Origin of the sequence: Pseudomonas sp. 22526 (assembly GCF_052044735.1) — a bacterium.
GTDB lineage: Bacteria > Pseudomonadota > Gammaproteobacteria > Pseudomonadales > Pseudomonadaceae > Aquipseudomonas > Aquipseudomonas piscium.
Genome location: NZ_JBQENK010000004.1, coordinates 167,313 through 189,028 on the forward strand (window position 1 = coordinate 167,313; position 21,716 = coordinate 189,028).

General features: G+C 63.0%; 14 protein-coding genes, 4 tRNA genes and 1 pseudogene. 13 read left to right on the plus strand and 6 right to left on the minus strand.

From position 1 onward, the window contains the following. Positions 1-25 precede the first annotated feature (25 nt). The 3 genes from ACTJKT_RS07670 (at position 26) to ACTJKT_RS07680 (ending at position 2,636) form a co-directional block, all read left to right on the plus strand. Complete coding sequence (locus ACTJKT_RS07670) at positions 26-685, plus strand: glutathione S-transferase family protein (protein ID WP_440786676.1); 660 nt, start codon at positions 26-28, stop codon at positions 683-685. An 8-nt stretch (positions 686-693) separates the two neighbouring features. Beyond that, complete coding sequence (locus tag ACTJKT_RS07675; RefSeq protein WP_440786677.1) at positions 694-1,500, plus strand: DUF4892 domain-containing protein; 807 nt, start codon at positions 694-696, stop codon at positions 1,498-1,500. An 83-nt stretch (positions 1,501-1,583) separates the two neighbouring features. Further along, entirely contained in the window at positions 1,584-2,636 is a 1,053-nt protein-coding gene (locus ACTJKT_RS07680; RefSeq protein WP_440786678.1) for an AI-2E family transporter, read from the plus strand. A 248-nt stretch (positions 2,637-2,884) separates the two neighbouring features. Here the strand turns inward: ACTJKT_RS07680 and xopAW are convergent, their stop codons facing one another. The 3 genes from xopAW to ACTJKT_RS07695 all read right to left on the minus strand — a co-directional run bounded on the left by xopAW (position 2,885) and on the right by ACTJKT_RS07695 (position 5,676). After that, a complete protein-coding gene (gene xopAW / locus ACTJKT_RS07685) occupies positions 2,885-3,748 on the minus strand; it encodes a XopAW family type III secretion system calcium-binding effector (protein ID WP_440786679.1) in 864 nt (287 codons plus the stop codon). A gap of 114 nt (positions 3,749-3,862) precedes the next feature. Next, positions 3,863-4,912 carry a sensor histidine kinase gene (locus tag ACTJKT_RS07690; protein ID WP_440786680.1) on the minus strand — a complete coding sequence of 350 codons (1,050 nt, stop codon included), beginning with the start codon at positions 4,910-4,912 and terminating at the stop codon, positions 3,863-3,865. After that, positions 4,912-5,676 carry a response regulator gene (locus tag ACTJKT_RS07695; protein WP_097302570.1) on the minus strand — a complete coding sequence of 255 codons (765 nt, stop codon included), beginning with the start codon at positions 5,674-5,676 and terminating at the stop codon, positions 4,912-4,914. Before ACTJKT_RS07695 ends, ACTJKT_RS07690 begins: the two co-directional genes overlap by 1 nt. 315 nt (positions 5,677-5,991) lie before the next feature. Between ACTJKT_RS07695 and pyrF the strand changes: the two genes are divergently transcribed. Beyond that, on the plus strand, positions 5,992-6,690 hold the full coding sequence (pyrF, locus tag ACTJKT_RS07700; protein ID WP_007931610.1) for an orotidine-5'-phosphate decarboxylase: 699 nt from the start codon (positions 5,992-5,994) through the stop codon (positions 6,688-6,690). 108 nt (positions 6,691-6,798) lie between these two features. Here the strand turns inward: pyrF and ACTJKT_RS07705 are convergent, their stop codons facing one another. Further along, positions 6,799-7,806 (minus strand): NADP-dependent oxidoreductase, encoded by a 1,008-nt coding sequence (locus tag ACTJKT_RS07705; RefSeq protein WP_440786681.1) that lies wholly within the window; start codon positions 7,804-7,806, stop codon positions 6,799-6,801. Between the two features lie 233 nt (positions 7,807-8,039). Here ACTJKT_RS07705 and ACTJKT_RS07710 point away from each other — a divergent pair, with 233 nt between their 5' ends. The 3 genes and pseudogenes from ACTJKT_RS07710 to ACTJKT_RS07720 all read left to right on the plus strand — a co-directional run bounded on the left by ACTJKT_RS07710 (position 8,040) and on the right by ACTJKT_RS07720 (position 10,973). Then, complete coding sequence (locus tag ACTJKT_RS07710; RefSeq protein WP_053278339.1) at positions 8,040-8,801, plus strand: SDR family oxidoreductase; 762 nt, start codon at positions 8,040-8,042, stop codon at positions 8,799-8,801. A gap of 363 nt (positions 8,802-9,164) precedes the next feature. Further along, a pseudogene (locus ACTJKT_RS07715) lies at positions 9,165-10,061 on the plus strand (methyl-accepting chemotaxis protein); the annotation flags it as partial. Positions 10,062-10,268: 207 nt separating this feature from the next. Beyond that, positions 10,269-10,973 carry a methyl-accepting chemotaxis protein gene (locus tag ACTJKT_RS07720; RefSeq protein ID WP_371877871.1) on the plus strand — a complete coding sequence of 235 codons (705 nt, stop codon included), beginning with the start codon at positions 10,269-10,271 and terminating at the stop codon, positions 10,971-10,973. A gap of 87 nt (positions 10,974-11,060) precedes the next feature. On the opposite strand, the gene ACTJKT_RS07725 is transcribed toward ACTJKT_RS07720, so the two are convergent. After that, complete coding sequence (locus tag ACTJKT_RS07725; protein WP_025805302.1) at positions 11,061-11,831, minus strand: hypothetical protein; 771 nt, start codon at positions 11,829-11,831, stop codon at positions 11,061-11,063. Between the two features lie 365 nt (positions 11,832-12,196). On the opposite strand from ACTJKT_RS07725, the gene ACTJKT_RS07730 reads away from it, so the two are divergent. The 5 genes from ACTJKT_RS07730 (at position 12,197) to ACTJKT_RS07750 (ending at position 14,104) form a co-directional block, all read left to right on the plus strand. After that, positions 12,197-12,272 (plus strand) — tRNA-Glu (locus tag ACTJKT_RS07730). A 2-nt stretch (positions 12,273-12,274) separates the two neighbouring features. Further along, a tRNA-Gly gene (locus ACTJKT_RS07735) sits at positions 12,275-12,350 on the plus strand. 104 nt (positions 12,351-12,454) lie between these two features. After that, positions 12,455-12,530: transfer RNA gene (locus ACTJKT_RS07740), tRNA-Glu, on the plus strand. Positions 12,531-12,533: 3 nt separating this feature from the next. Then, positions 12,534-12,609 (plus strand) — tRNA-Gly (locus ACTJKT_RS07745). A 280-nt stretch (positions 12,610-12,889) separates the two neighbouring features. Then, positions 12,890-14,104: a sugar transporter gene (locus tag ACTJKT_RS07750; protein ID WP_440786682.1), complete on the plus strand. Its 1,215-nt coding sequence runs from the start codon at positions 12,890-12,892 to the stop codon at positions 14,102-14,104. A gap of 130 nt (positions 14,105-14,234) precedes the next feature. Here ACTJKT_RS07750 and ACTJKT_RS07755 read toward each other — a convergent pair whose 3' ends face one another. Next, the gene (locus ACTJKT_RS07755; RefSeq protein ID WP_440786683.1) at positions 14,235-17,729 is read right to left on the minus strand and encodes a GLUG motif-containing protein; all 3,495 of its coding nucleotides are present in this window, start codon (positions 17,727-17,729) and stop codon (positions 14,235-14,237) included. Positions 17,730-18,794: 1,065 nt separating this feature from the next. On the opposite strand from ACTJKT_RS07755, the gene ACTJKT_RS07760 reads away from it, so the two are divergent. Beyond that, positions 18,795-21,647: an ATP-binding protein gene (locus tag ACTJKT_RS07760; RefSeq protein ID WP_440786684.1), complete on the plus strand. Its 2,853-nt coding sequence runs from the start codon at positions 18,795-18,797 to the stop codon at positions 21,645-21,647. Positions 21,648-21,716 lie beyond the last annotated feature (69 nt).

The following is a 21,716-nucleotide window of genomic DNA, read 5'->3' on the forward strand; positions in this document are numbered from 1 at the left end:
GGGCGGGTTGAAATGGGAGACAACCATGATAGATCTCTACACCGCTGCGACCCCGAATGGCCACAAGGTCTCTATCGTGCTCGAGGAACTCGGCCTGCCTCATACGGTGCATGCCCTGAGTTTCGACAAGAAGGAACAAAAGGCTCCAGGCTTTCTCAAGATCAATCCCAATGGCCGGATTCCGGCGATTGTCGACCGCGCCAACGGCGATTTCGCCGTGTTCGAGTCCGGCGCGATTCTCATCTATCTGGCTGAACTCAGCGGGCAACTGCTGCCCAAGGATCCCAAGGGCCGTTCCCGGGCGATCCAGTGGCTGATGTTCCAGATGGGCGGCATCGGCCCGATGCAGGGCCAGGCCAATGTGTTCTTCCGTTATTTCCCGGAAAAGCTCCAGGGCGCCATCGATCGTTACCAGCATGAAACCCGGCGCCTGTACGAGGTGCTCGACACCCGTCTGCAGGAGGTCGAATTCCTCGCCGGCGACTACAGCATTGCCGATATTGCCACCTTTCCCTGGGTGCGCGGCCATGAATGGTCCGGGGTTCCGGTGGAAGGGCTGACGGCCCTGCAACGCTGGATGGCGACCCTCGAGGCACGTCCGGCGGTGCAGCGCGGGCTGCTGGTTCCGCAGCGCACGGATGACGCCAGTGTCATCAAGGGCGCCCAGGCCATGCTGATCCGATGAGAGCACCCATGCGTTTATTCAGTGTCCTGCTGTTGTCCTGTGCCAGCCCCTTGCTGTTCGCCGCCGATTTGCCCGGCAGCCAGGACTTGCCGATCGTGCCGCGCATGCCTGACGCGCAGATCGTCGACTACCGTCCGGCGGCCGAGATGGAGCGGATCTATCCCATGGGGTCGATCCGCAAGATCAGCGGCCAGCTGCGTTTCGATGGACAGGTCGGCGCTCGCGGTACCGCGACGTCGGTGACCTACGAGCTGCCGCCGGAGCATTCCTCGACCGCGGCCTTTACCGCCGCCCGCGAAGCCTTGCAGGGGCAGGGCGCCGAACTGTTGTTCTGGTGCCAGGCCCGGGATTGCGGGGAAAGCAGCCTGTGGGCCAACGAGGTGTTCGGCAACGCCAAGCTGTATGGCGCCGATGCCCAGCAGGCCTACCTGCTGCTGCGCCTGGCAGCGCCCAACGACAATTCGCTGGTGGCCCTGTACAGCATTACCCGGGGCAATCGCCGGGCGTACCTGCATGTCGAGCAATTCGACGCCAGTACTCCCCTGGGCGAGTTATTGCCGACCTCGGCCACCCTGTTGCGCCAGCTCAAGGATACCGGCGAGCTGGACCTGCCCAAGCTTGGCGGCGAACCCCAGCCCACCTGGCTGACCTTGCTGTCGCGCGGGTTGAACCTCGACACCACCTTGCGGGTCAGTGTTTCCGGGCCGAATGCCGAAGCCTGGCGCCAGGCCCTGATCGGCCAGGGTGTGCGCGCGGCACGCATGGAGACCGGCGGCAGCGAGGCTCCTGGCCTGCGCCTTGAGCTGCTGCGCTGAACTGCTGAATTGAACGAGCGCAGGCGAACGGGCGACGCGCCTTTCGCCTACGCTTGGTGAGTTGACCTTTTTCGAGATCCTACATGCTCAATAATGATCGCCTGTTGGTGCAGATCCTGCTGCTGGTGCTGTTCGGCGCCAGCTTCTGGGTCATGGCGCCGTTCTGGTCCGCGTTGTTCTGGGGGGCGGTCCTGGCGTTTGCCAGCTGGCCGCTGATGCGCCTGCTGACCCGCTGGCTCAATGGTCGCGAGTCCCTGGCCGCGGCCTTGCTGACCCTGGGCTGGATGCTGCTGGTGGCGGCGCCGCTGGTCTGGCTCGGTTTCAACCTGGCCGACCATGTTCGTGACGCCACCGCCTTTATCAAGGATGTGCAGGTCGATGGCCTGCCCGAAGCGCCGAGTTGGCTGGCTGGCGTGCCCTTCGTCGGTGAACGGCTGGTGAGGCTGTGGAACAGCATCGACCAGCAGGGCGCGGCGATGATGATGGCGGTCAAGCCTTACCTGGGGCAGGTCGGCAACTGGTTGCTGGCCCGCAGCGCGCAGATCGGTGGCGGGATTCTCGAACTGACCCTGAGCATCGTCTTCGTGTTTTTCTTCTATCGCGACGGGCCGCGCCTGGCGGCCTTCGTCCATAGGCTGTTGGAGCGCCTGATCGGCGACCGCGCCGGCTACTACATCGAACTGGTGGCCGGTACGGTGCAGCGGGTGGTCAACGGTGTGATCGGCACCGCGGCGGCCCAGGCGATCCTGGCCCTGATCGGGTTCCTGATCGCCGGCGTGCCGGGCGCGCTGGTGCTGGGGATCGTCACCTTCCTGCTCAGCCTGATTCCCATGGGCCCGCCGCTGGTATGGATTCCAGCCACCGCCTGGCTGGCCTGGAAGGGCGAATACGGGATGGCGGTGTTCCTCGGTATCTGGGGCACTTTCATCATCAGTGGCGTCGACAACGTGCTCAAACCCTACCTGATCAGCCGGGGCGGCAACCTGCCGCTGGTGATCGTGCTGCTCGGGGTCTTCGGCGGGCTGATCGCGTTCGGCTTCATCGGCCTGTTCATCGGCCCGACCCTGCTGGCCGTGGCCTACAGCCTGTTGACCGACTGGAGCGCCAGCCAGGCGCGGGTCGAAGACAAGCGCTGATTCATGCAGAACGCGGGCATCCGTGCCCGCTATCCCCCTCTGTAGCTGCTGCCGAGCCTGCGAGGCTGCGAACGACCGCGCAGCGGTCGCAAAACCAGGCGGTGCATTCTTCCAGGCAGAAACCTGATGCTCGCAAACGCAGCATGGGTGGTCTGCCGGAGCGAAGGCGTTGCCTGATTTACGACCGCTTTGCGGCCGATCGCAGCCTCGCGTTGCTCAGCAGCGGCTACGGCGGCTACGATGGTGGATCAGGCGGCGACGTTGACGCTGCTGCCGACGCTGCTCGCCACGTTATCCAGCTGATACTGCCGGCTCAGGTTGGCGATCATCTTGCTCAGGGCTTCGGTCACCCGGGCCTGATCGTTCTGGGTGCCGCTGTTGCGGGGGCCGTGGTCCTGGCCGCGGCCGGCCTGCAGGGCGGCCTTGAGTTCGTCGCTGCTGACGCCGCCACTGCTGTCACTGTCGAGCACCTTGAGCAAGGCCGCGCTGGTGTCGGTGCTGGTGCTGTCGGTACTGGCCTGCAGGGCGCTGGTCAGCTCGTCGGAGCTGATGCTGCCGTCGCCATCGGCGTCGAGCTGGCTGAACAGTTCATCACTGGAGGCCTGCTGCGGTGGCGGTGGTGGCGGGGTGAGGCTGGCGACCAGCTCATCCTGGCTGACGCTGCCGTCCTGGTTCTTGTCCAGGGCTGAGAAAATCTTGTTGCTGTCGGCGTTGCTGCCGGCACTGGTCAGGCCGCTGCTCAGCTCATCGCCGCTGATCGCGCCGTCGCCATCGCTGTCCAGCGCACTGAGCAGCGCGTCGGCCAGTTCGGTGCTTGGCGGCTGGTCCCGTGGTGGTGGCGGAGGCGGTGCCATGGCGGCCATTTCTTCGCTGCTCAGGCTGCCGCTGTCGTCACTGTCCAGATCACTGAAGTTCTTGCTCAGGCTGACCAGGATGCCGTCGTCGCTTTTCTGCGAGAGGGCGCTGCTCAGCTCATCCTGATCGACCGAACCGTCGCTGTTGCTGTCGAGCTTGGCCAGCAGTTCCTTCTGGAATTGCTGGCTGCGGGCGTTTTGGGTGGTAGTGCTGCTGGAGCTGATGTAACTGGAGTAGTTACTGACGCTACCGATCATGGGGCTCACTCCCTGCGGATAGATAAGGCCGGTGGGTGTACCGGCTTATGCAGCCTCGGGCGGCGAGGTGTCGTGGGTATGTGAGCTTTGTACCGGTCGGTACACACGGCCGGTTCAGGCGCGGGGCAGACGCACCACGGTGGTCAGGCCGCCGCCGGGGGTTTCTTCCAGGTGCAGTTGCCCGCCCAGGCGTTCGGCGGCCTCGCGGGCGATGGTCATGCCCAGGCCGACGCCGCCGGAGTTGCGGTTGCGCGAGCCTTCCAGCCGATAGAAGGGTTCGAACACTGCTTCGCGCTGGTCTTCGGCGATGCCCGGGCCGTGGTCGATGACCCGGATCAGCACCTGCTCGCGACTGTCCTGCAGGCTGATGCGGGCATGCCCGGCATAACGCAGGGCGTTGTCCAGCAGGTTGTTCAGGCAGGAGCGCAGGGCCATAGGTTGCACCTGCAGGGGCGCGCAATGGCCACTGGTCTGCACGTCGGCGCCCTGGTCCTGGGCGTTTTCACAGAGCGATTCCACCAGCGCCTGCACGTCCATCCACTGCAGGGCCTCGCTGGTGCGCTGTTCATGCAGGTAGCTCAGGGTCGCGTCGAGCATGCTGATCATGTCGTCGAGGTCCTGGCGCATCTGGCCCTGCAGCTTGTTGTCTTCGATCTGCTCCAGCCGCAGCTTGAGGCGCGACAAGGGCGTGCGCAGGTCATGGGAAACCGCGCCGAGCATGCGCCCGCGCTGCTTGACCTGCTCGCGGATGCGCTGCTGCATCAGGTTGAAGGTGTGGGCCGCCTGCCGTGCTTCCCGCGGGCCGGACTCGTCCAGCGGCGGGCTGTCGAGGTCTTCGCTGAGGCGCTCGGCGGCGTCGCTCAGGCGCTGGATCGGCCGGGTCAGCAGCTTGGCGCCGTACCAGGCGGCGATGATCAGCGAGATGAACTGGAAGGTCAGCGGCACGATCGGCCCGCCGAACCAGTGGCGCGGCGGGCGGCGCTCGAAACGCCCGTTATTGGGGGGTGGTGGCTGGCCGCTGAATTCGCTGGCCGGCGGGCGCGGCGGCGGAGGAGGCGGGCCGTAGAGGCGGAACCAGAAGAAGGCGAGCAGGTGGGCGAGCACGATCGCGATCAGCAACACCCCGAACAGGCGGCCGAACAGCGTATCGAAGCGCCCACGCATCAGCCGATGTCTCGGGCATCGAACAGGTAGCCTTCACCGCGCACGGTCTTGATCAGCTGCGGCGATTTCGGGTCGTCGCCGAGCTTCTGCCGCAGGCGCGAGACCAGCAGGTCGATGCTGCGATCGAAGGCTTCGATGGAGCGGCCGCGGGCGGCGTCCAGCAACTGTTCGCGGCTCAGTACCCGGCGCGGGCGTTCGATGAACACCCAGAGCAGGCGGAACTCGGCGTTGGACAGCGGTACGACAAGACCGTCGGCGGAGATCAACTGGCGCAGCACGCTGTTCAGGCGCCAGTTGTCGAAGCGGATATTGGCCCGCTGTTCGGTGCGGTCGTCGCGGACCCGGCGCAGGATGGTCTGGATCCGCGCCACCAGTTCCCGGGGCTCGAAGGGCTTGGCCATGTAGTCGTCGGCCCCCAGCTCCAGGCCGATGATCCGGTCGGTGGGCTCGCAGCGGGCGGTGAGCATCAGGATCGGGATGTCCGACTCGGTGCGCAGCCAGCGGCACAGGGACAGGCCGTCTTCGCCGGGCAGCATCAGGTCGAGCACCACCACGTCGAAGTGTTCCGCCTGCAAGGCCTGGCGCATCGCCGCTCCGTCGGTCACGCCGGTGGCGTGGATGTTGAAGCGGGCCAGGTAGTCGATCAGCAGTTCGCGGATCGGTACGTCGTCGTCGACGATCAGCGCCCGGGTGTTCCAGCGTTTGTCGTCACCCGTGCCAGGTGCTTTCTGATCGTCATTGAGGGGAGCTGGAATAGTCTGCATGCGTGCGATCGTCTGCCAGGTAGGCTGCCAACCACAAAGATGGGCGGCGAGGTGGTGGCTTCAGCATAGGCGTCCGGCCCTGGGGCTGGAAGTGCTGTTCGGGAGTGTTGCGGCTGGCGAGGGTAGCCGGGCTGGTTGTTGTCGGCGTGTCGGGAGTGTATCGGGCTCGACACAATTGCCGCCAGGGTCGGGCATTTGCGCGGTTTTATCGATGCGGGAGCTGCCGTTGGCGATGAATTACCGATCATCGGGTCCCGGAGCGGCGTCGCTTGCGCTACAATCCGCGCCGATTTCGACTTGCCTGAGAGCCCCTTCATGTCCGCTTGCCAGACTCCTATCATCGTCGCCCTGGACTTTCCCACCCGTGACGCCGCACTGAAACTGGCTGATCAGCTGGACCCCAAGCTGTGCCGGGTCAAAGTCGGCAAGGAACTGTTCACCAGTTGCGCTTCGGAAATCGTCGGCACCCTGCGCGACAAGGGTTTTGAAGTCTTCCTCGACCTGAAATTCCATGACATCCCCAACACCACCGCGATGGCCGTCAAGGCCGCCGCGGAGATGGGTGTGTGGATGGTCAATGTGCACTGCTCCGGTGGCTTGCGCATGATGGCGGCCTGCCGCGAAGTGCTCGACCAGCGCAGCGGCCCGAAACCGCTGCTGATCGGCGTGACCGTGCTGACCAGCATGGAGCGTGAAGACCTGGCCGGTATCGGCCTGGATATCGAGCCGCAGGAGCAGGTGCTGCGCCTGGCTGCCCTGGCGGAAAAGGCCGGCATGGACGGCCTGGTCTGTTCGGCCCTGGAAGCCCAGGCGCTGAAGGCCGCACACCCGTCGCTGCAACTGGTGACCCCGGGGATTCGTCCGGCGGGCAGCGCCCAGGACGACCAGCGACGCATCCTCACCCCGCGCCAGGCGCTGGATGCCGGTTCCGATTACCTGGTGATCGGCCGTCCGATCAGCCAGGCGGCGGATCCGGCCAAGGCCCTGGCGGCCGTGGTGGCCGAGCTGGCGTAAGCCGCAAAGACAATCGCGGGCAAGTCGGATCGCCGCCCGCTCGCTCCTACAGAAGAAGATTGCGTGCTTCTGTAGGAGCGAGGCTTGCCCGCGATGCTTTTGAGTCGATCAATCGACCTTCAACACCAGCTTGCCGAAGTTCTCGCCGCTGAACAGCTTGGCCAGGGTTTCCGGGAAAGTCTCCAGCCCCTCGACTATATCCTCCTTGCTCTTGAGCTGCCCCTTGGCCATCCAGCCGGCCATTTCCTGCCCGGCGGCGGCGAACTGGGCCGCATAGTCCATCACCACAAAACCTTCCATGCGCGCGCGATTGACCAGCAACGACAGGTAGTTGGCCGGGCCTTTGACCGCTTCTTTATTGTTGTACTGGCTGATGGCGCCGCAGATCACCACCCGGGCCTTGAAGTTCAGGCGACTGAGCACGGCATCGAGAATGTCGCCGCCGACGTTATCGAAATACACATCGACGCCTTTCGGGCATTCGCGCTTGAGGCCGGCGTGGACGTCTTCGCTCTTGTAGTCGATGGCTCCGTCGAAGCCCAATTCGTCGATCAGGAACTTGCACTTGTCCTGGCCGCCGGCGATGCCGATCACCCGGCAGCCTTTGATCTTGGCGATCTGCCCGGCGATGCTGCCCACTGCGCCGGCCGCGCCCGACAGCACCACGGTGTCGCCGGCCTTTGGCGCGCCGACGTCCAGCAGGGCGAAATAGGCAGTCATGCCGGTCATGCCCAGGGCCGACAGGTAGCGCGGCAGTGGCGCCAGTTTCGGATCGACCTTATAGAAGCCGCGGGGCTCGCCGAGGAAGTAGTCCTGCACCCCCAGCGCGCCATTGACGTAGTCGCCGACGGCGAAGCCGGGGTTGTTCGAGGCGATCACCTGGCCCACGCCCAGCGCGCGCATCACTTCCCCGATGGCCACCGGCGGGATATAGGACTTGCCTTCGTTCATCCAGCCGCGCATGGCCGGGTCGAGGGACAGGTATTGGTTCTTCACCAGGATCTGCCCGGCCGCCGGTTCGCCGACGGGAACCTGCTGGTAGGTGAAGGTTTCGCGGGTGGCCGGGCCCACCGGGCGTTTGGCGAGCAGGAACTGGCGATTGGTCTGGGTGGTCATGGCAGGCACTCGAGGATCAATGGAACCCTAGTTGATAGACCTTCAGCCCTGATGCCGCAAGGTTTGCCGCTGTAGCGAATAGCTGTCGATCCAGAGGCGTGATGGTCCTGTGGGGGCCTTCATCACCATGGCGGATAAGTGGGCAACCAGCCCTCTGATAGTGCTGCCGCGCTGCCAAGGCCTGTGCCTAGACTGGGCCAATCCGATCCATGCATTCCATCGAGGGCATCACCATGAGCATGACGTTTTCCGGCCAGGTCGTTTTGGTCACCGGCGCAGCGGCGGGTATTGGCCGGGCCACGGCCCTGGCATTCGCCGCGGAGGGGCTGAAAGTGGTGGCGGCCGACCTGGACGTCGCCGGTGGCGAAGGCACGGTGCAATTGATTCGCGCCGCCGGTGGCGAGGCGTCGTTCGTGCGTTGCAACGTCACCGACGAGGCGGATGTGCAGAACCTGATGGCCCAGGTGGTAAGCCGCTACGGCCGCCTCGACTATGCCTTCAACAATGCCGGGATCGAGATCGAGAAGGGCAAGCTGGCGGACGGCACCCTGGATGAGTTCGACGCGATCATGGCGGTCAACGTCAAGGGCGTCTGGCTGTGCATGAAGCACCAGTTGCCGCTGATGCTCGCCCAGGGTGGCGGGGCCATCGTCAACACAGCGTCGGTGGCGGGTCTCGGCGCGGCGCCGAAGATGAGCATCTATGCCGCCTCCAAGCATGCGGTGATCGGCCTGACCAAGTCGGCGGCCATCGAGTACGCGAAGAAGAAAATCCGCGTCAACGCGGTATGCCCGGCGGTGATCGATACCGATATGTTCCGTCGCGCCTACGAGGCCGATCCGAAGAAAGCCGAATTCGCCGCGGCCATGCACCCGGTCGGGCGGATCGGCAAGGTCGAGGAAATCGCCAGCGCGGTGCTGTATCTGTGCAGCGACGGCGCGGCCTTCACCACCGGCCATGCACTGGCGGTCGACGGTGGCGCCACTGCCATCTGACGCTGGCCTGCCTTATGGACGGCCCTGGTGAGCGAGCGTTGCCAGGGCTGTACCGGATCGACCTCGACCATTCTGAAAACGACCTGAACGTAGCTTTTTGCCATTATTCCGACGCCAGAGACTTGTGCTCCAGTACAGCCCGTTGCGAACCTGCAAAACTGGACAATGGCCCTGTCGCCATTGGGGACTGGAAGGGGACTGAGCGCAATGAATTCGGCCACGAACGGACGTTTTGCCAACCTCGGCATGGCGAAAAAACTGGGTGTCGGTTTTACCCTGGTGCTGCTTCTGACGGCGCTGGTGGCCGCCATAGGCGTCTGGTCCCTGCAGACCATCAGCCAGCGTTTCGATGGCCTCAAGCAGATGTCGTCGCTCAACAGCGGCCTGCTCAAGGTCCGCCTGCTCGAACAGAACTATGCCTTGCACGGCGACGCAAAAACCGCGGACGCCTTGCACGAGGGCGTCGATGGCCTGCTGGGCCTGGCGGCGCAGCTCAAGGAGCGCTCGGCGGCGAACGTGCCGGTGATGACCGACGTCGAGCAGGCGCTGGGGGCTTACCGCAAGGCCTTCGACGAGTTCGTCGAGCTGACCCAGGCCAAGGACCTGGCGCTGGAAATGGCCAGCTGGTCGGTGTCCAGCGTCGCCAACAATCTCGACGTGCTGCAGGCCGGTCTGGCCGATGACGGCACCTATACGCTCAAGGAATCCGCCGGCAAGGAGGGCAGCGAGTTCGTCGAGCAGGCCAATCAGGTCAGCCAGGTCTCGCGCCTGATGCTGCAAGCCATGAACGAAGCCCGGGTGCGCCTGGACCAGAGCCGCAAGGGTGAGGAGGAGGTCGAACAGGGCAAGATCGAGCAGGCCGACCAGGCCCTGGCCCAGGCCGAGCAGCTCAAGACTGTGGTCAAGGACGCCGGCTATCAGACGGTGCTCAACGAAGTGGTCGGGCATATAGGTGGCTTCAGCGAAAAGCTCGCCGAATACACCGGCTTGCTGGCGCAGGAGAAAAAGGTCTATCAGCAGCTGCACGAGCGCGCCGCGCAAGTGATGGAGCGGGTCGACCAGGCGTACGGCGTGCAGGACCAGTCGATGCAGGCAGAGCTGAAAAAGAACTCGCTGCTGATCGTCGCTTCCTCGGCCCTGGCGTTGCTGGTGGGCGTGCTGGCGGCCTGGATCATTACCCGCTTGATCGTCACTCCGCTGCGCAGCGTGATGCGCGTGGCGCAGCAGATCGCCGCCGGCGACCTGAGCGCGACTGTGGAGGTGACGCGCCGGGATGAAATCGGCCAGCTGATGCTGGCGATGCAGCAGATGGGTAGCGGCCTGAGCGGTATTGTCAGCGGCCTGCAGGCGGGCATCGAGCAGTTGGCCAGCTCCGCCCAGTCGCTGTCGGCGGTGACCGAGCAGACCAATCTGGAAGTCAGCAGCCAGAAGGAAGAAACCGAGCAGGTGGCGACGGCGATGAACCAGATGACCGCCACCGTGCACGATGTCGCGCGCAACGCCGAAGAAGCCGCGCAGGCGGCGCAGACCGCTGACGACAAGGTCGAAAGCGGCCAGCAGGTGGTGCGCCAGAGCATGCAGCGCATCGAGCAGTTGGCGGACTCGGCCACCAGTGCCAGCTCCAGCATCGAAAGCCTCAGCGCCGAGATCCAGAACATCGGTACCGTGCTCAGCGTGATCAAGAGTGTCGCCGAGCAGACCAACCTGCTGGCGCTGAACGCGGCCATCGAAGCGGCGCGCGCCGGCGAGCAGGGCAGGGGCTTCGCGGTGGTTGCCGACGAAGTGCGGGCCCTGGCCAAGCGCACCCAGCAATCCACCGAAGAGATCGAGCGCCTGGTCAGTGCCCTGCGTTCGGCGGCGCAGTCCTCGGTGCAGCAGATCCAGAGCAGCGGCGAACTGGTCAAGCTGGCGGTCAGCGATGCGTTGCAGACCGAAAGCGCGCTGGGCAGCATCGCCACGGCGGTGTCGCTGATTCAGCAGATGAACCAGCAGATCGCCGCGGCCGCGGAGCAACAGAGTTCGGTCGCCGAAGAGATCAATCGCAGCGTCACCAGCATTCGCGCCAGCGCCGATCAGTCGTCGCTGGCCATGCAGGGCAATGCGGCGTCGAGCATCGAGCTGGCGCAGTTGGGGGCGGAGTTGAGGGGGATGGTCGGGCATTTCCGGTTGTAATGCCGCGGGTGCTTGCTACAGGCTGCGCCGCCAGGGGCGCGGCCTTATCGACCGTGCCGCGCGAGTGGCTCGCGCGGCCGTTGGCGGTCAGTCGTAAATGGCTTTCTTCTTCCAGTCGGCGTCGGCTTCGACGACCTTCAGGCCTTCGGTCAATTGGTTGACCTCGCCTTCGACCGGCTGGGTGTTGGTCAACACCATCGCGTTGGAGCGGGCCAGGAGTTTTTCCAGGTACTCCAGCTGTTCCCGATAGACCGCCGGGTCCGGCTGCTTGCGCAGGTACTGCACGCCGCGCTCGAACGCCAGGCGCGCCTGGCCGGGTTGTTCCTGCTGCAAGGCGTACTGGCCGAGGTTGTTGAAGAACTCGATGTGCAGCAGCACCAGAATGTGGCGGATTTCCCGGATCCAGTGCTTGGCTTCGTTGGCCGGCAGGAAACCATCCTGGGCGGCGCGCGTCACCTGGCCATGCAGGGCTTCCAGGAGAAAGCGCACGTCCTTGGCCTTGGCTTCGGTCTGGATCGGGCAGGGCGGGTTGTTGACCGGAATCGATTCGCCCTGGCCGACCAGCGCGTTCAACTCGGCGATACGCGCCTTGAGCGCGGCATCGGACTTGTTCAGGTTCAACAGACGCTGAACGACGTTGAGCTCCAGTCGGGTTATCAGCAGCTTGAGCCCCGGCGACATGAACTGGCCGGGGAAGGTCTCGGTGATTTCGCCGCAGCGGCGCAGGCGGTCATTGAGTTCGACCTTGGTCCGGGCCTTTTCCAGTTTGTTGTTTTCCACCACATGGTTCATGTAGCCAATGGCGATCAATATTACGATCCCGGCTACTACTAGCAGGGTGATCATGAGTGGTGTCACCGTGTAAGACCTCTTTCTGGGGTTCGCGTACGAGTGGCGAGTGTAGTGACTTAGCCTTGGGGCGCCTAGCGCAGGTCGACGAGCAGAAACAGGCCGATTCTCTGCTTATATAGGAAATGTCTGGCTGGTTTCATATTGCCATCACCTAAGGATGTGGACTATAGCGCCTTGTCGAGTGTCAGAATATAGGCGTCAAGGCACAGGCTGCACAAATGCCCGAAAGGGCTCGCAAACCACCCCGAAGTCATTGATTTAAATAAATTTATATCAGGGGGTTGACGACCCTCCAATCCATCCATAGAATGCGCGCCACTTGCAGCGTAAAGCACACAGCGAAACGCGGCAGGGAGTGAATGTTGTAGTGTGTCCCCTTCGTCTAGTGGCCTAGGACACCGCCCTTTCACGGCGGTAACAGGGGTTCGAGTCCCCTAGGGGACGCCAATGCGGGAATAGCTCAGTTGGTAGAGCACGACCTTGCCAAGGTCGGGGTCGCGAGTTCGAGTCTCGTTTCCCGCTCCAATTTTAAACGGCACTGCTTTCGGGCGGGGCTGAGTGAAACCAGAACCAAGTCTTCGGATGCGGATCTGGACACCGAAACACACACCATGTGTTCCGGGTAGCGTGTCCCCTTCGTCTAGTGGCCTAGGACACCGCCCTTTCACGGCGGTAACAGGGGTTCGAGTCCCCTAGGGGACGCCATTTGCGGGAATAGCTCAGTTGGTAGAGCACGACCTTGCCAAGGTCGGGGTCGCGAGTTCGAGTCTCGTTTCCCGCTCCAAACATAGAGCTACAGATTTTCAAGGATCTGTAGCTCATCGAAAAAGGGTCCCATTCGGGACCCTTTTTTCGTTTCTGTCGGCAGTGGCCGAGCTTCGGTCCATTGTTCCCCTGTAGCTTGGGATGACGCTGCTTTTCCCCTTGTCCTGTACGCTGCGCAGATGCTGCTCGGCGCCTGCATGCTCCTGACCCTGCGCCCAGCCTTTGCGAGTGCGTGTTTGGCACAGGGTTTGCGACGGCATGGACCTGATTGACCATCGATAGAGTGGTGCGACCTTTAAATGAGTATCTCCGTGGCGACAACTAAGGGTAATTGGCGGGCGGTCATCGCACTGGCCTTGGCGGCCTTTGTGTTCAACACCACGGAGTTCGTTCCCGTCGGGCTGTTGAGCTCGATCGGCAGCAGCTTCGATCTGTCGACGGCCCGGGTCGGCCTGATGCTCACTCTTTATGCCTGGATAGTGTCCCTGACTTCGCTGCCGGTCATGCTGCTGACGCGCAACGTCGAGCGGCGCAAGCTGTTGCTCGTGCTGTTCGGGATGTTTATCGCCAGCCACATCCTGTCGGGGCTGGCCACGAGTTTCGGCATGCTGTTGCTGAGCCGGATCGGTGTGGCCTTGTCCCATGCCCTGTTCTGGTCCATCACCGCATCCCTGGCGGTGCGTCTGGCGCCACCGGGAAAACAGGTCCAGGCCCTGGGCCTGCTGGCCACCGGTACTTCCTTGGCGATGGTGCTGGGTATTCCCCTCGGTAGGTTGCTGGGCGAGGCCATGGGCTGGCGGACCACCTTTATCGTGATTGCCGGCCTGGCCACTGCGCTGGTGTTCTGGCTGGCCAGGAGCCTGCCGTTGTTGCCCAGCCAGAACTCGGGTTCTCTCAGAAGCCTGCCGGTGCTGTTCAAGCGGCCTGCGCTGGTGGCGCTCTATGTGTTGACGGCCCTGGTGGTCACCGCGCAGTTCACTGCCTACAGCTATATCGAGCCTTTCATCAAGGTGGTCGCTGGCTTGAGTGGCGATGTGGTGACCCTCATCCTGCTGCTGTTCGGCGGGGCCGGTATCTTCGGCTCGCTGCTGTTCAGCAGGTTTCACCGCTACAGCCCGCAGCGCTTTCTGCTGGTGACGGTGGCCTTGCTTATTCTGTGCCTGGCTTTGCTGTTGCCATTGAGCGGTGAGGTCTCTTACCTGGGCGGACTCAGCCTGATCTGGGGGATGGCGATCATGGGCTTCGGGCTGGCGCTGCAGTCCAGGGTCCTGGTGCTCGCTCCGGATGCTACCGATGTGGCAATGGCGCTGTTTTCGGGGATCTACAATATCGGCATCGGTGGCGGTGCGCTGCTTGGCAGCTGGGTGGGGGCTCAGCTCGGGTTCGCCTATATCGGCTTGGCCGGCGGCTTGCTGGCGACCTTGGCGCTGCTGTTCTACTGCGCATCCATCTACCGCCTCACTCGGTCCAGCGTTTCGAGTGCCGACCCTGCTGAGGTCGCGGTCGAGAAGTAGAGCCCGGAAGGAGGGCGCCGAGAGGCGCCAGATAAAAAAGGGGGCAATGATTCGGCTGAATCCTTGCCCCCTTTTTTTCACTCAGACAACAAGCCCTGGCCCCCTACAAACGGGACCGGGGTTTCTGCCCTCAGAACTGCAGGCCAACCGGCGGCACCTTGGTCGCTTCACCAAAAACGCTGTTGAAGGATTGCGTCTGCGACCAGAAGTCGATGCCGACCAGGCCTCCGTAGAATTGTCCGGCGGCGGCAGAGCCATCGACTTTGCCGCCTGCTGACGACTGGTACATCTTGGCGAAGTTCATTCCCGCCAGCCCACCCAGGCGCGCGCCATAACCGCCGATGAGGTTGCTGGTGGTTCTGGAGTTGCTGATCTCTCCTTCATTCTGCCCGGCCAGACCTCCCACGCTGCTATAGCGACCGCCTTTGGCCGAGCCTTTGGCGAAGGAGTTGCTGACCTTGCCCTGTTGCCGGCCGACCAGGCCGCCGACCTGACTATTGTCGCCACCGTTCACCGCGGCGGATGCCGTGGCATTGTTGATATCGCTACCTTGGCTATAGCCGACCAGGCCGCCGACCTGGCTATTGGCACCGCCGTTCACCGTGACCGATGCCGAGGAATTGTTGATCCGGCTATCCTGGCTGTGACCGACCAGACCGCCGACCAGACTGTCGTCGCGGCCCTCCACCATGGCGGATGCCGAGGTGTTGGTGATATCGGTGTTCTTGCTGTAACCGACCAGGCCACCGATCCGGCTGCGGTGGTAGCCGGTCAGGGTGGTGGATACCGATGAGTTGGCGATATTGTCATTCTGGCTATGGCCGACGAGACCACCGATACGGGCATCATCGCCGCCTGTAACAGACTGGGAGGTGGAAGAGGCATTGGCGATGGAGGACTTTTCGCTATAGCCGATCAGGCCGCCGATGTTTGCCTTGTGGTCGCCTTTCACCTGGCCAGCGACGGTCACATTATTGATACGGCTGTTCTGGTTGTAGCCAATCAGCCCACCCACATTGCTACCGTACAGACCGGACACATTGCCTTTGGCCGAGCTGTTGCTGACCGAGCTGTCCTGGTTCGTGCCGATCAGCCCGCCGATATTGGCATTCCTGCCGCCTTTCACCGTGCCGGAGACCGAAGCGTTATCGATGCGGCCGCCCTGGTTGTGGCCAATCAGGCCGCCCACATTTTTACCGTAGAGGTCGGACACATTGCCGCTGGCAGAACTGTTGGCGATCCGGCCACCCTGATTCTTGCCCACCAGGCCGCCGATCGCTTCCGTGCCATTGCCGGTTACCTCGCCGCTGGCGTGAGAGTTGACCAGCGAACCCTGGTTGAACCCGACCAGACCACCGATCCGACGAGCCTGGCTACCCGAGACATTAGCGCTGGAGCTGGAGTTGCCGATGCTGCCATTGCCGGTGTTATCCCCGACCAGGCCGCCGATATTCAGCTTGGCACCGGCGAGGTTGATGGTGCCAGTGCTGGAGGAGTTGGCAATGACGCTGTCGCGGTTCGAGCCCACCAACCCACCCGCGTTTCCGAAATCATCCTTCATTTGCCCCCTGAGGCTGATATCGGCATGGCTATCGGTGATTCTCGCCATGCCATCGGGGTTGGAGACGCTTTCGCCTACCAGGCCACCCATTGCCATGGTGTACCTGTTGCCGATCACTTGGCCGCTGACCAAGGCGTTGGCGATGTCGCCGTTCAGGTTGAGACCGACCAGGCCGCCCAGGGAGTTGAAATAAGCCCCCGCGGTCACCCGTATATCCTTGGCTTTGACATTGCGGATGCTGCCCATATTCAACCCGGCAAGGGTGCCGATGCTTTGGCTGGAGGGGGAGCCATTGGTTGAAATGCGTTCGAGGTTCAGGTTGCTGATCTGCCCCAGGTTCGTGCTGAACAGCCCGACAAAGGCGGTGGTGCCATAGATCGACAGATCGCTGATGGTATTGCCCAGGCCATCGAGCTTGCCGGTGAAGGAGTTGTATTCGCCAAGCGCCTTGAAGCGGCCTTGGCCGGTGATCTGGTTACCCAGCACATAGCGGCCATTCATGTTGGTTTCGATATCGCGCAGCTGCTTCAGGTTCTGCACCACCTGGTAGGCCTCGCCGTTGGCACTGAAGCCGGCATCCGCAGCGGAGAGGGTGACGCTCTTGTCATCCTTGAGGCTGTGGCCGTTGCTGGAGTTCAGCACCAGGCGGGCTCCCGTTCCGCTCAGTGCGACATTGTCGTTCAGGCGGATGCCGCCCTGCGCGGCATTCAGGGCCAGGGCTGCGCCGGCGCCGGTGGCGCTCAAGGCCGCATTCACCTGGACGTCGCCGCGTTCGGCGCTCAGGCCGAGCTTGTTGCCGCTGTTCCAGGAAACCGCCTTGTTGACCGACAGGTTGCCCTTGCTGCTCAGGTCGACATTGGTCCGGGCCAGGTTCTGGGCCAGGGTATCGGCATGCAGTGTCGGGGCAGTGCCGGTGGTGCCACCTGTTCCACTGTTGCCATTGAGGCCGCCACCGATGACCAGGCCGCGGGTGCTGTTGTCTGCCTTGGAAACGCTCACCTCGTCCGAGCGGATCTTCCAGGTACCGGTCGTGCCCTTGTCGGCGCGGGTATCCACTTGCGAGGCCAGTTGCACTTCGACCCGGGCGCCGCGGTTTTCCACCACGCCACCGTTGCCCTGGCCGCCCAGGGCGCTGGCGTCCTGGCGTCCGGCCACCTGGACGATGCCGTTGTCGCCACCGTCGAGGACAATCTTGCCGGCCTTGCTCTGCAAGGTCTTGGCCTCGATCACGCCCTGGTTGCTTACCACGTTTTTCAGCAGGCTGCTGGCGCTGCTGGCGGTCATCAACACCTGGCCGCCGTCGGCCTTGAGCAGGCCACCGTTCTGCACCAGGGCATCCACCGCGGCACCCTTCACCTGCAGGTTGAGCAGGCCGTTGCCGTCGAAGTTGAGGCTGAAGTCCTTGCCCGCGCCCAGTGCGACGCTCCCCATCTGCGCCTGGATCACCCCGCTGTTGCTGACCTGTGCGCCGAGCAGGGCGACGCTGCCGCCTTCGCTGGCGGTGATCTGGCCGGCGTTGCTCACTGCAGCGCTGGAGTTGCCGGCGAAGCGGTAGCTGCCGTCGAGGAAATCCTTGTCGCTGAGGTTCTGGGTGGAGGCCACCAGGCCACCGACGTTGACCTGCGCGGACTTGCCGAAGACCACGCCATTGGGGTTGATCAGGAACACCTGGCCGTTGGCGTTGATGCGGCCCTGGATATCACTGCCCTGGGTGCCGACCACTCGGTTGAGGGCGACCGACTGGCTGCCGGGCTGGTGGAAGCTGACGCTTTCGTCGCCGGCGACGCTGAAGTCGTTCCAGTTGGCGATCACTTTGTTGCTCTGCTGCTCGACGATCATGTGCTTGCCGTCGTTGCTGGTGTGCATGCCGGCCTCGCCCGCGACGATCGCCGCTCCTCCCGGTAGGGCAAAGGCCGGGGCCTGGGCCAGCAGGCCCAGCAGCGAGAAGCCGGCGGCGATCACGACCTTGAGTCGGCTTGATTTACCCCGGCGCCGGGTGCCTTCGCTGGCGACATTCCAGCAACCAATGGCCTGGTTCCAGATCAATGCATAGCTTTTGTTCATGGTGCGTCCTCTATGTGAATACTCTGCTGATCCCCCCAGCAGAACGGGTACTACGGGTGCGGAGCAGGAATGACGGCCTGCTCCGAAGCGATCGTGAGAGGCGGTGGGTCAGCCCTCCCAGGCCATGGGAGGGGAGGCTGGAAGGAGGGGAGAGCACCTGGTCCGCCGGATGCTGAGCCAATACGCGATCGCGGGTCATTTCTCTCAATCAACTTTGATTTCGTGTACTTGGTAGCGGCTATCCGGAGGGGGCATGAAGACCTTTATCCAGTCATGGTTTTTAAAGGGCGTTCTGTACTTTCGATGTTCGATTGATTTGATTACTTCAAGCATTAGCTGGAGCGGCTGTGGAGCCTTCTGGGGCTTGCATGTATTTGCTGGCTGGGCTGGGGTAATTAATTAAGCAAAAGGCAGGGGGGCAAAAAAACCAGAACTTTCTTAACTGGTGGTTAGCCCTTTCCTGTTTGAAAAGTGAGGCGGGAGGGTGTTGCTCGTTGCTGTGAGACCTGTCCTGATTCACGCCTGTAAGGAGGTGGAGTTGACGGGGGGCGGGCATAACCAGCGCTGCTCTTGCTTTGGCGCTGTTGGAGGATTTCAGCGGCGCTGTATGTTCTGTGGGAAGAGTGTCGAAGTTGAAGTTTGGATATAAATGGTGGGGCGATATTTTTTAGGGGGGGGGTGTTTGGTTTCCAAGCTTGGAAACTTCTTGTGCTGGGTTTTTTATCGTTAATCAGGTTGATGGGGGCACAAAGTGGCTGGTCATGTTGTTGACTTCTTTTGCTCGCCGACCTGTTCCCTGCATCGATCGGATCGCTGCCGCCAGCCCGTTGCCATCCAGCCTTGCTGAGCACATCGGAGATCAACTGAGAGGGCGGTCGAGAGAGGCTGCCGCTGCTCGATTTCACAACAGCCGGCGCCCGGCTAGAATACCGACGGATCACTCTTGATCCATCCCCCATTGCCACAGATCAAAGCGGCACTCTCCATAAGAGGGTGACGCTGTTGCTCGTGGGGCAACGGCCCGCTTGCGCAGGTTGCCGGGGTCGACCCTCAGGAAGGTATTCCATGATTCCAGCGTGTTGCCGGGCTGTCGTTCTCTGTCTGTTGTTGGCTCCATCGCCGGTGTTGTTCGCACAGGAACAAGCCATTTCCCTGGTCGGGCGGGTGGCGGTAGCCAGTCGACCCTGGCTGAACGAAGAGGACCGGCAGTGGCTGGCAAGCAGGGGCCCGCTCACAGTGGGCGTGGCATTGCCCGACTACCCACCGCTGGGCATGCTTGACGTCAATCGGTTCCAGGGCATTACCGCGGACTATCTGTCCTTGCTGTTCGAGACGCCCCCCATGGTGCGTCAGTTCCCTTCCCGGCAGGCGGCGTTGACTGCCCTGCGCAACGGCGATATCGACCTGCTCGGCGGTGGCACCGAGGTGGAGGCCAGCGAGAACGATCTACGGTTGACCCATGTCTATGAACCCGACCAGTCGGTGCTGGTCACGACCGAAGGTCGCCCTTTCGATCCACAGACCCCCGGTACAACGCTGGCCGTGGCTGCCGGTTACCTTTCCCAGGCGCAGATCGCCAGCGCCTATCCGAACAGTCGGCTGCTGATCTTCGTTTCACCGCAGCGTGCGCTCGAGGCCTTGAGCCTCGGAGAGGTCGATGGGGTGATCGATGATGCGATATCGGCCCATTACCTGATCAATATCAACTACCTGTTGAACCTGCGCATTCAAAACTTCGCTCCAGTGGAAAGCCATGGGTTCGGCTTCCTGCTGCGGGCTTCCGATGCGCGGCTACATGCGTTGATCGAGCGTGCCTTGCCGCCCATTCGCGCACGTTACAGCGAAAACATTCTGCGCGGCTGGAGTGGTGGGCGCAGCCTGCGTCTGACTCAGCAGCGGGTGACGCTGACGCCCGCCGAGAACCGCTGGCTGGCCAAGCATCCTGAGATCTCGGTGACCGTCAATGACTCGCTCGGTGCCTTGGGGCAACTGGACCGCAATGGGCGGGTGCGGGGTATCGGCCCTGACTATCTCGAGTTGATCAGCCAGCGCAGCGGCCTGAAGTTCCGCCTTATCCATGTGCAGAACTACACCGAGATGAAAGCGCGGATGAGCGATGGCAAGGCAATCATGACTGCCATCGTTTCGCCCGATCCTGACACCGAAGCGGATATGGAGATCCTCCTGCCTTACCTGAGGAGCTCGGTCGTGCTGATGACCGCCCGAGGCTCCCGGGGTGAGGCTATCCATGGCCTGCAGGACCTGCTGGGCAAGCGTCTGGCCAGCGTACCGGGCTACTTCATCAATCCGATCATCCAGCAGGCCTACCCGGATATCCGGCTACAGATCTATCCCAACTTCCTGGAGGCGATGCGCAGTGTCGATGACGGGCGTAGCGACGCTTTCATTGGCAGCGACTACACCGGCCGCTTCCTGTCCGCCCAGCGTTTCAACGGTCGCTTGCGGGTGCGTGACATTCTCGACGAGTACTCCCGGCCGGTCAGTCTCGGGGTGCTCAAAGGCCAGGAAGAATTGCGCAGTATTCTGGAGAAGGCGCAGGTCGCCATCACCCCGGAGGAGGTGGCGGATATCGTGGAGCAGTGGGAACCACGCTTCTCTGCCTCCGGCAGCCACTTCTGGCGTGACCATCGCAGCAATATCCTCCGGCTCGGCGGCGTATTCGGCTTGCTGGTCCTGCTTTCGCTGGTCTGGGGGTTCTACCTGACCCGGCAGGTGCGCAAGACCCGCCAGGCCGAAGGCGAGCTGGCGCTGGCGCGGGAAAAAGCCGAAGCGGCCAACGAGGCCAAGAGCATCTTTTTGTCCACCATGAGCCATGAGATCCGTACCCCGCTGAACGCCATCATCGGCTTGCAGGAAGTGGTGCAGCAGAAGGCCGAACGGGGCGAGTTGGACCTGGCGTCGCTGGTGGTCGCGCAGGAGGCTGCACAGGGGTTGCTGCTGTTGCTCGGCAATGTGCTCGACCTGAACCGGATCGAGTCCGGCATGATCGATTCCGCGCCGGAGGCGGTGCAGCTCAAGGCCCTGATCGAAGCTATCGCACCCCTGGTGGTCGGCATGGCGCGGCAGAAGCAGTTGGCGTTCGAGATGCAGTTCAGCGGCGACATGGAGCAATGGGTGCTGATCGACCCGCTGCATTTGAAACAGGTGCTGTTCAACCTGCTGAGCAATGCCATCAAGTTCACCGAAAAAGGCAGGGTGACGCTGCGTGCCTCGGGGAGCCGGGAGGGGGAGCATCTGCAGCTGTTGCTGGAGGTCATCGACAGCGGCATCGGTATTTCGGAGCAGGATCAGGCCAGGTTGTTCCAGCCATTTTCCCAGGTCAGTTCGGCCCAGGCCGGGCAAACCTTTGGCAGTGGGCTGGGGCTGAATATCACTCGGCGGCTGGTCGAGCTCATGGGCGGCAGCATCGTCCTGAGCAGCGAGCCGGATATAGGCTCCTGCTTCAGCGTGACCCTGCAACTGCCCTTGGCCGAGGCGCCTGCCGAAGCCGCGGTAGAAGTGCCGCAGGCGAGCACGGAGCAGCCTGCGCTGAACATCCTTGTCGCCGAAGACAATGCGTTCAGCCGGCTGACGCTGGAAGAGCAATTGCTGGTCCTGGGGCATCGCGTGACGCTGGTCGAGGATGGGCAGCAGGCTTGGGAAACCTGGCTGGCTAGCGAGTTCGATGTGTTGATCACCGACAGCCAGATGCCGCGCCTGGGCGGCTATGACTTGACCCTGCGCATCCGCCAGAAGGAGCGCGAGGACGGTCGTCGGCGCTGCTGGATCCTCGGTGCGACCGCCAGTGCCGAGGACGCGGAAATCCAGCGCTGCCTGGCCGCAGGCATGGACGAGGTGGTGTTCAAACCCCTGACGCAGCAGGTGTTGCGACAGGCGCTGGAGAATGTCCGGAGATAGTCGGCCGGGATGGCATGTCGTTCCAGCCCGCCAGCATTCAGGGGGGCTGCTTGAGCGATGGGGTGGCGT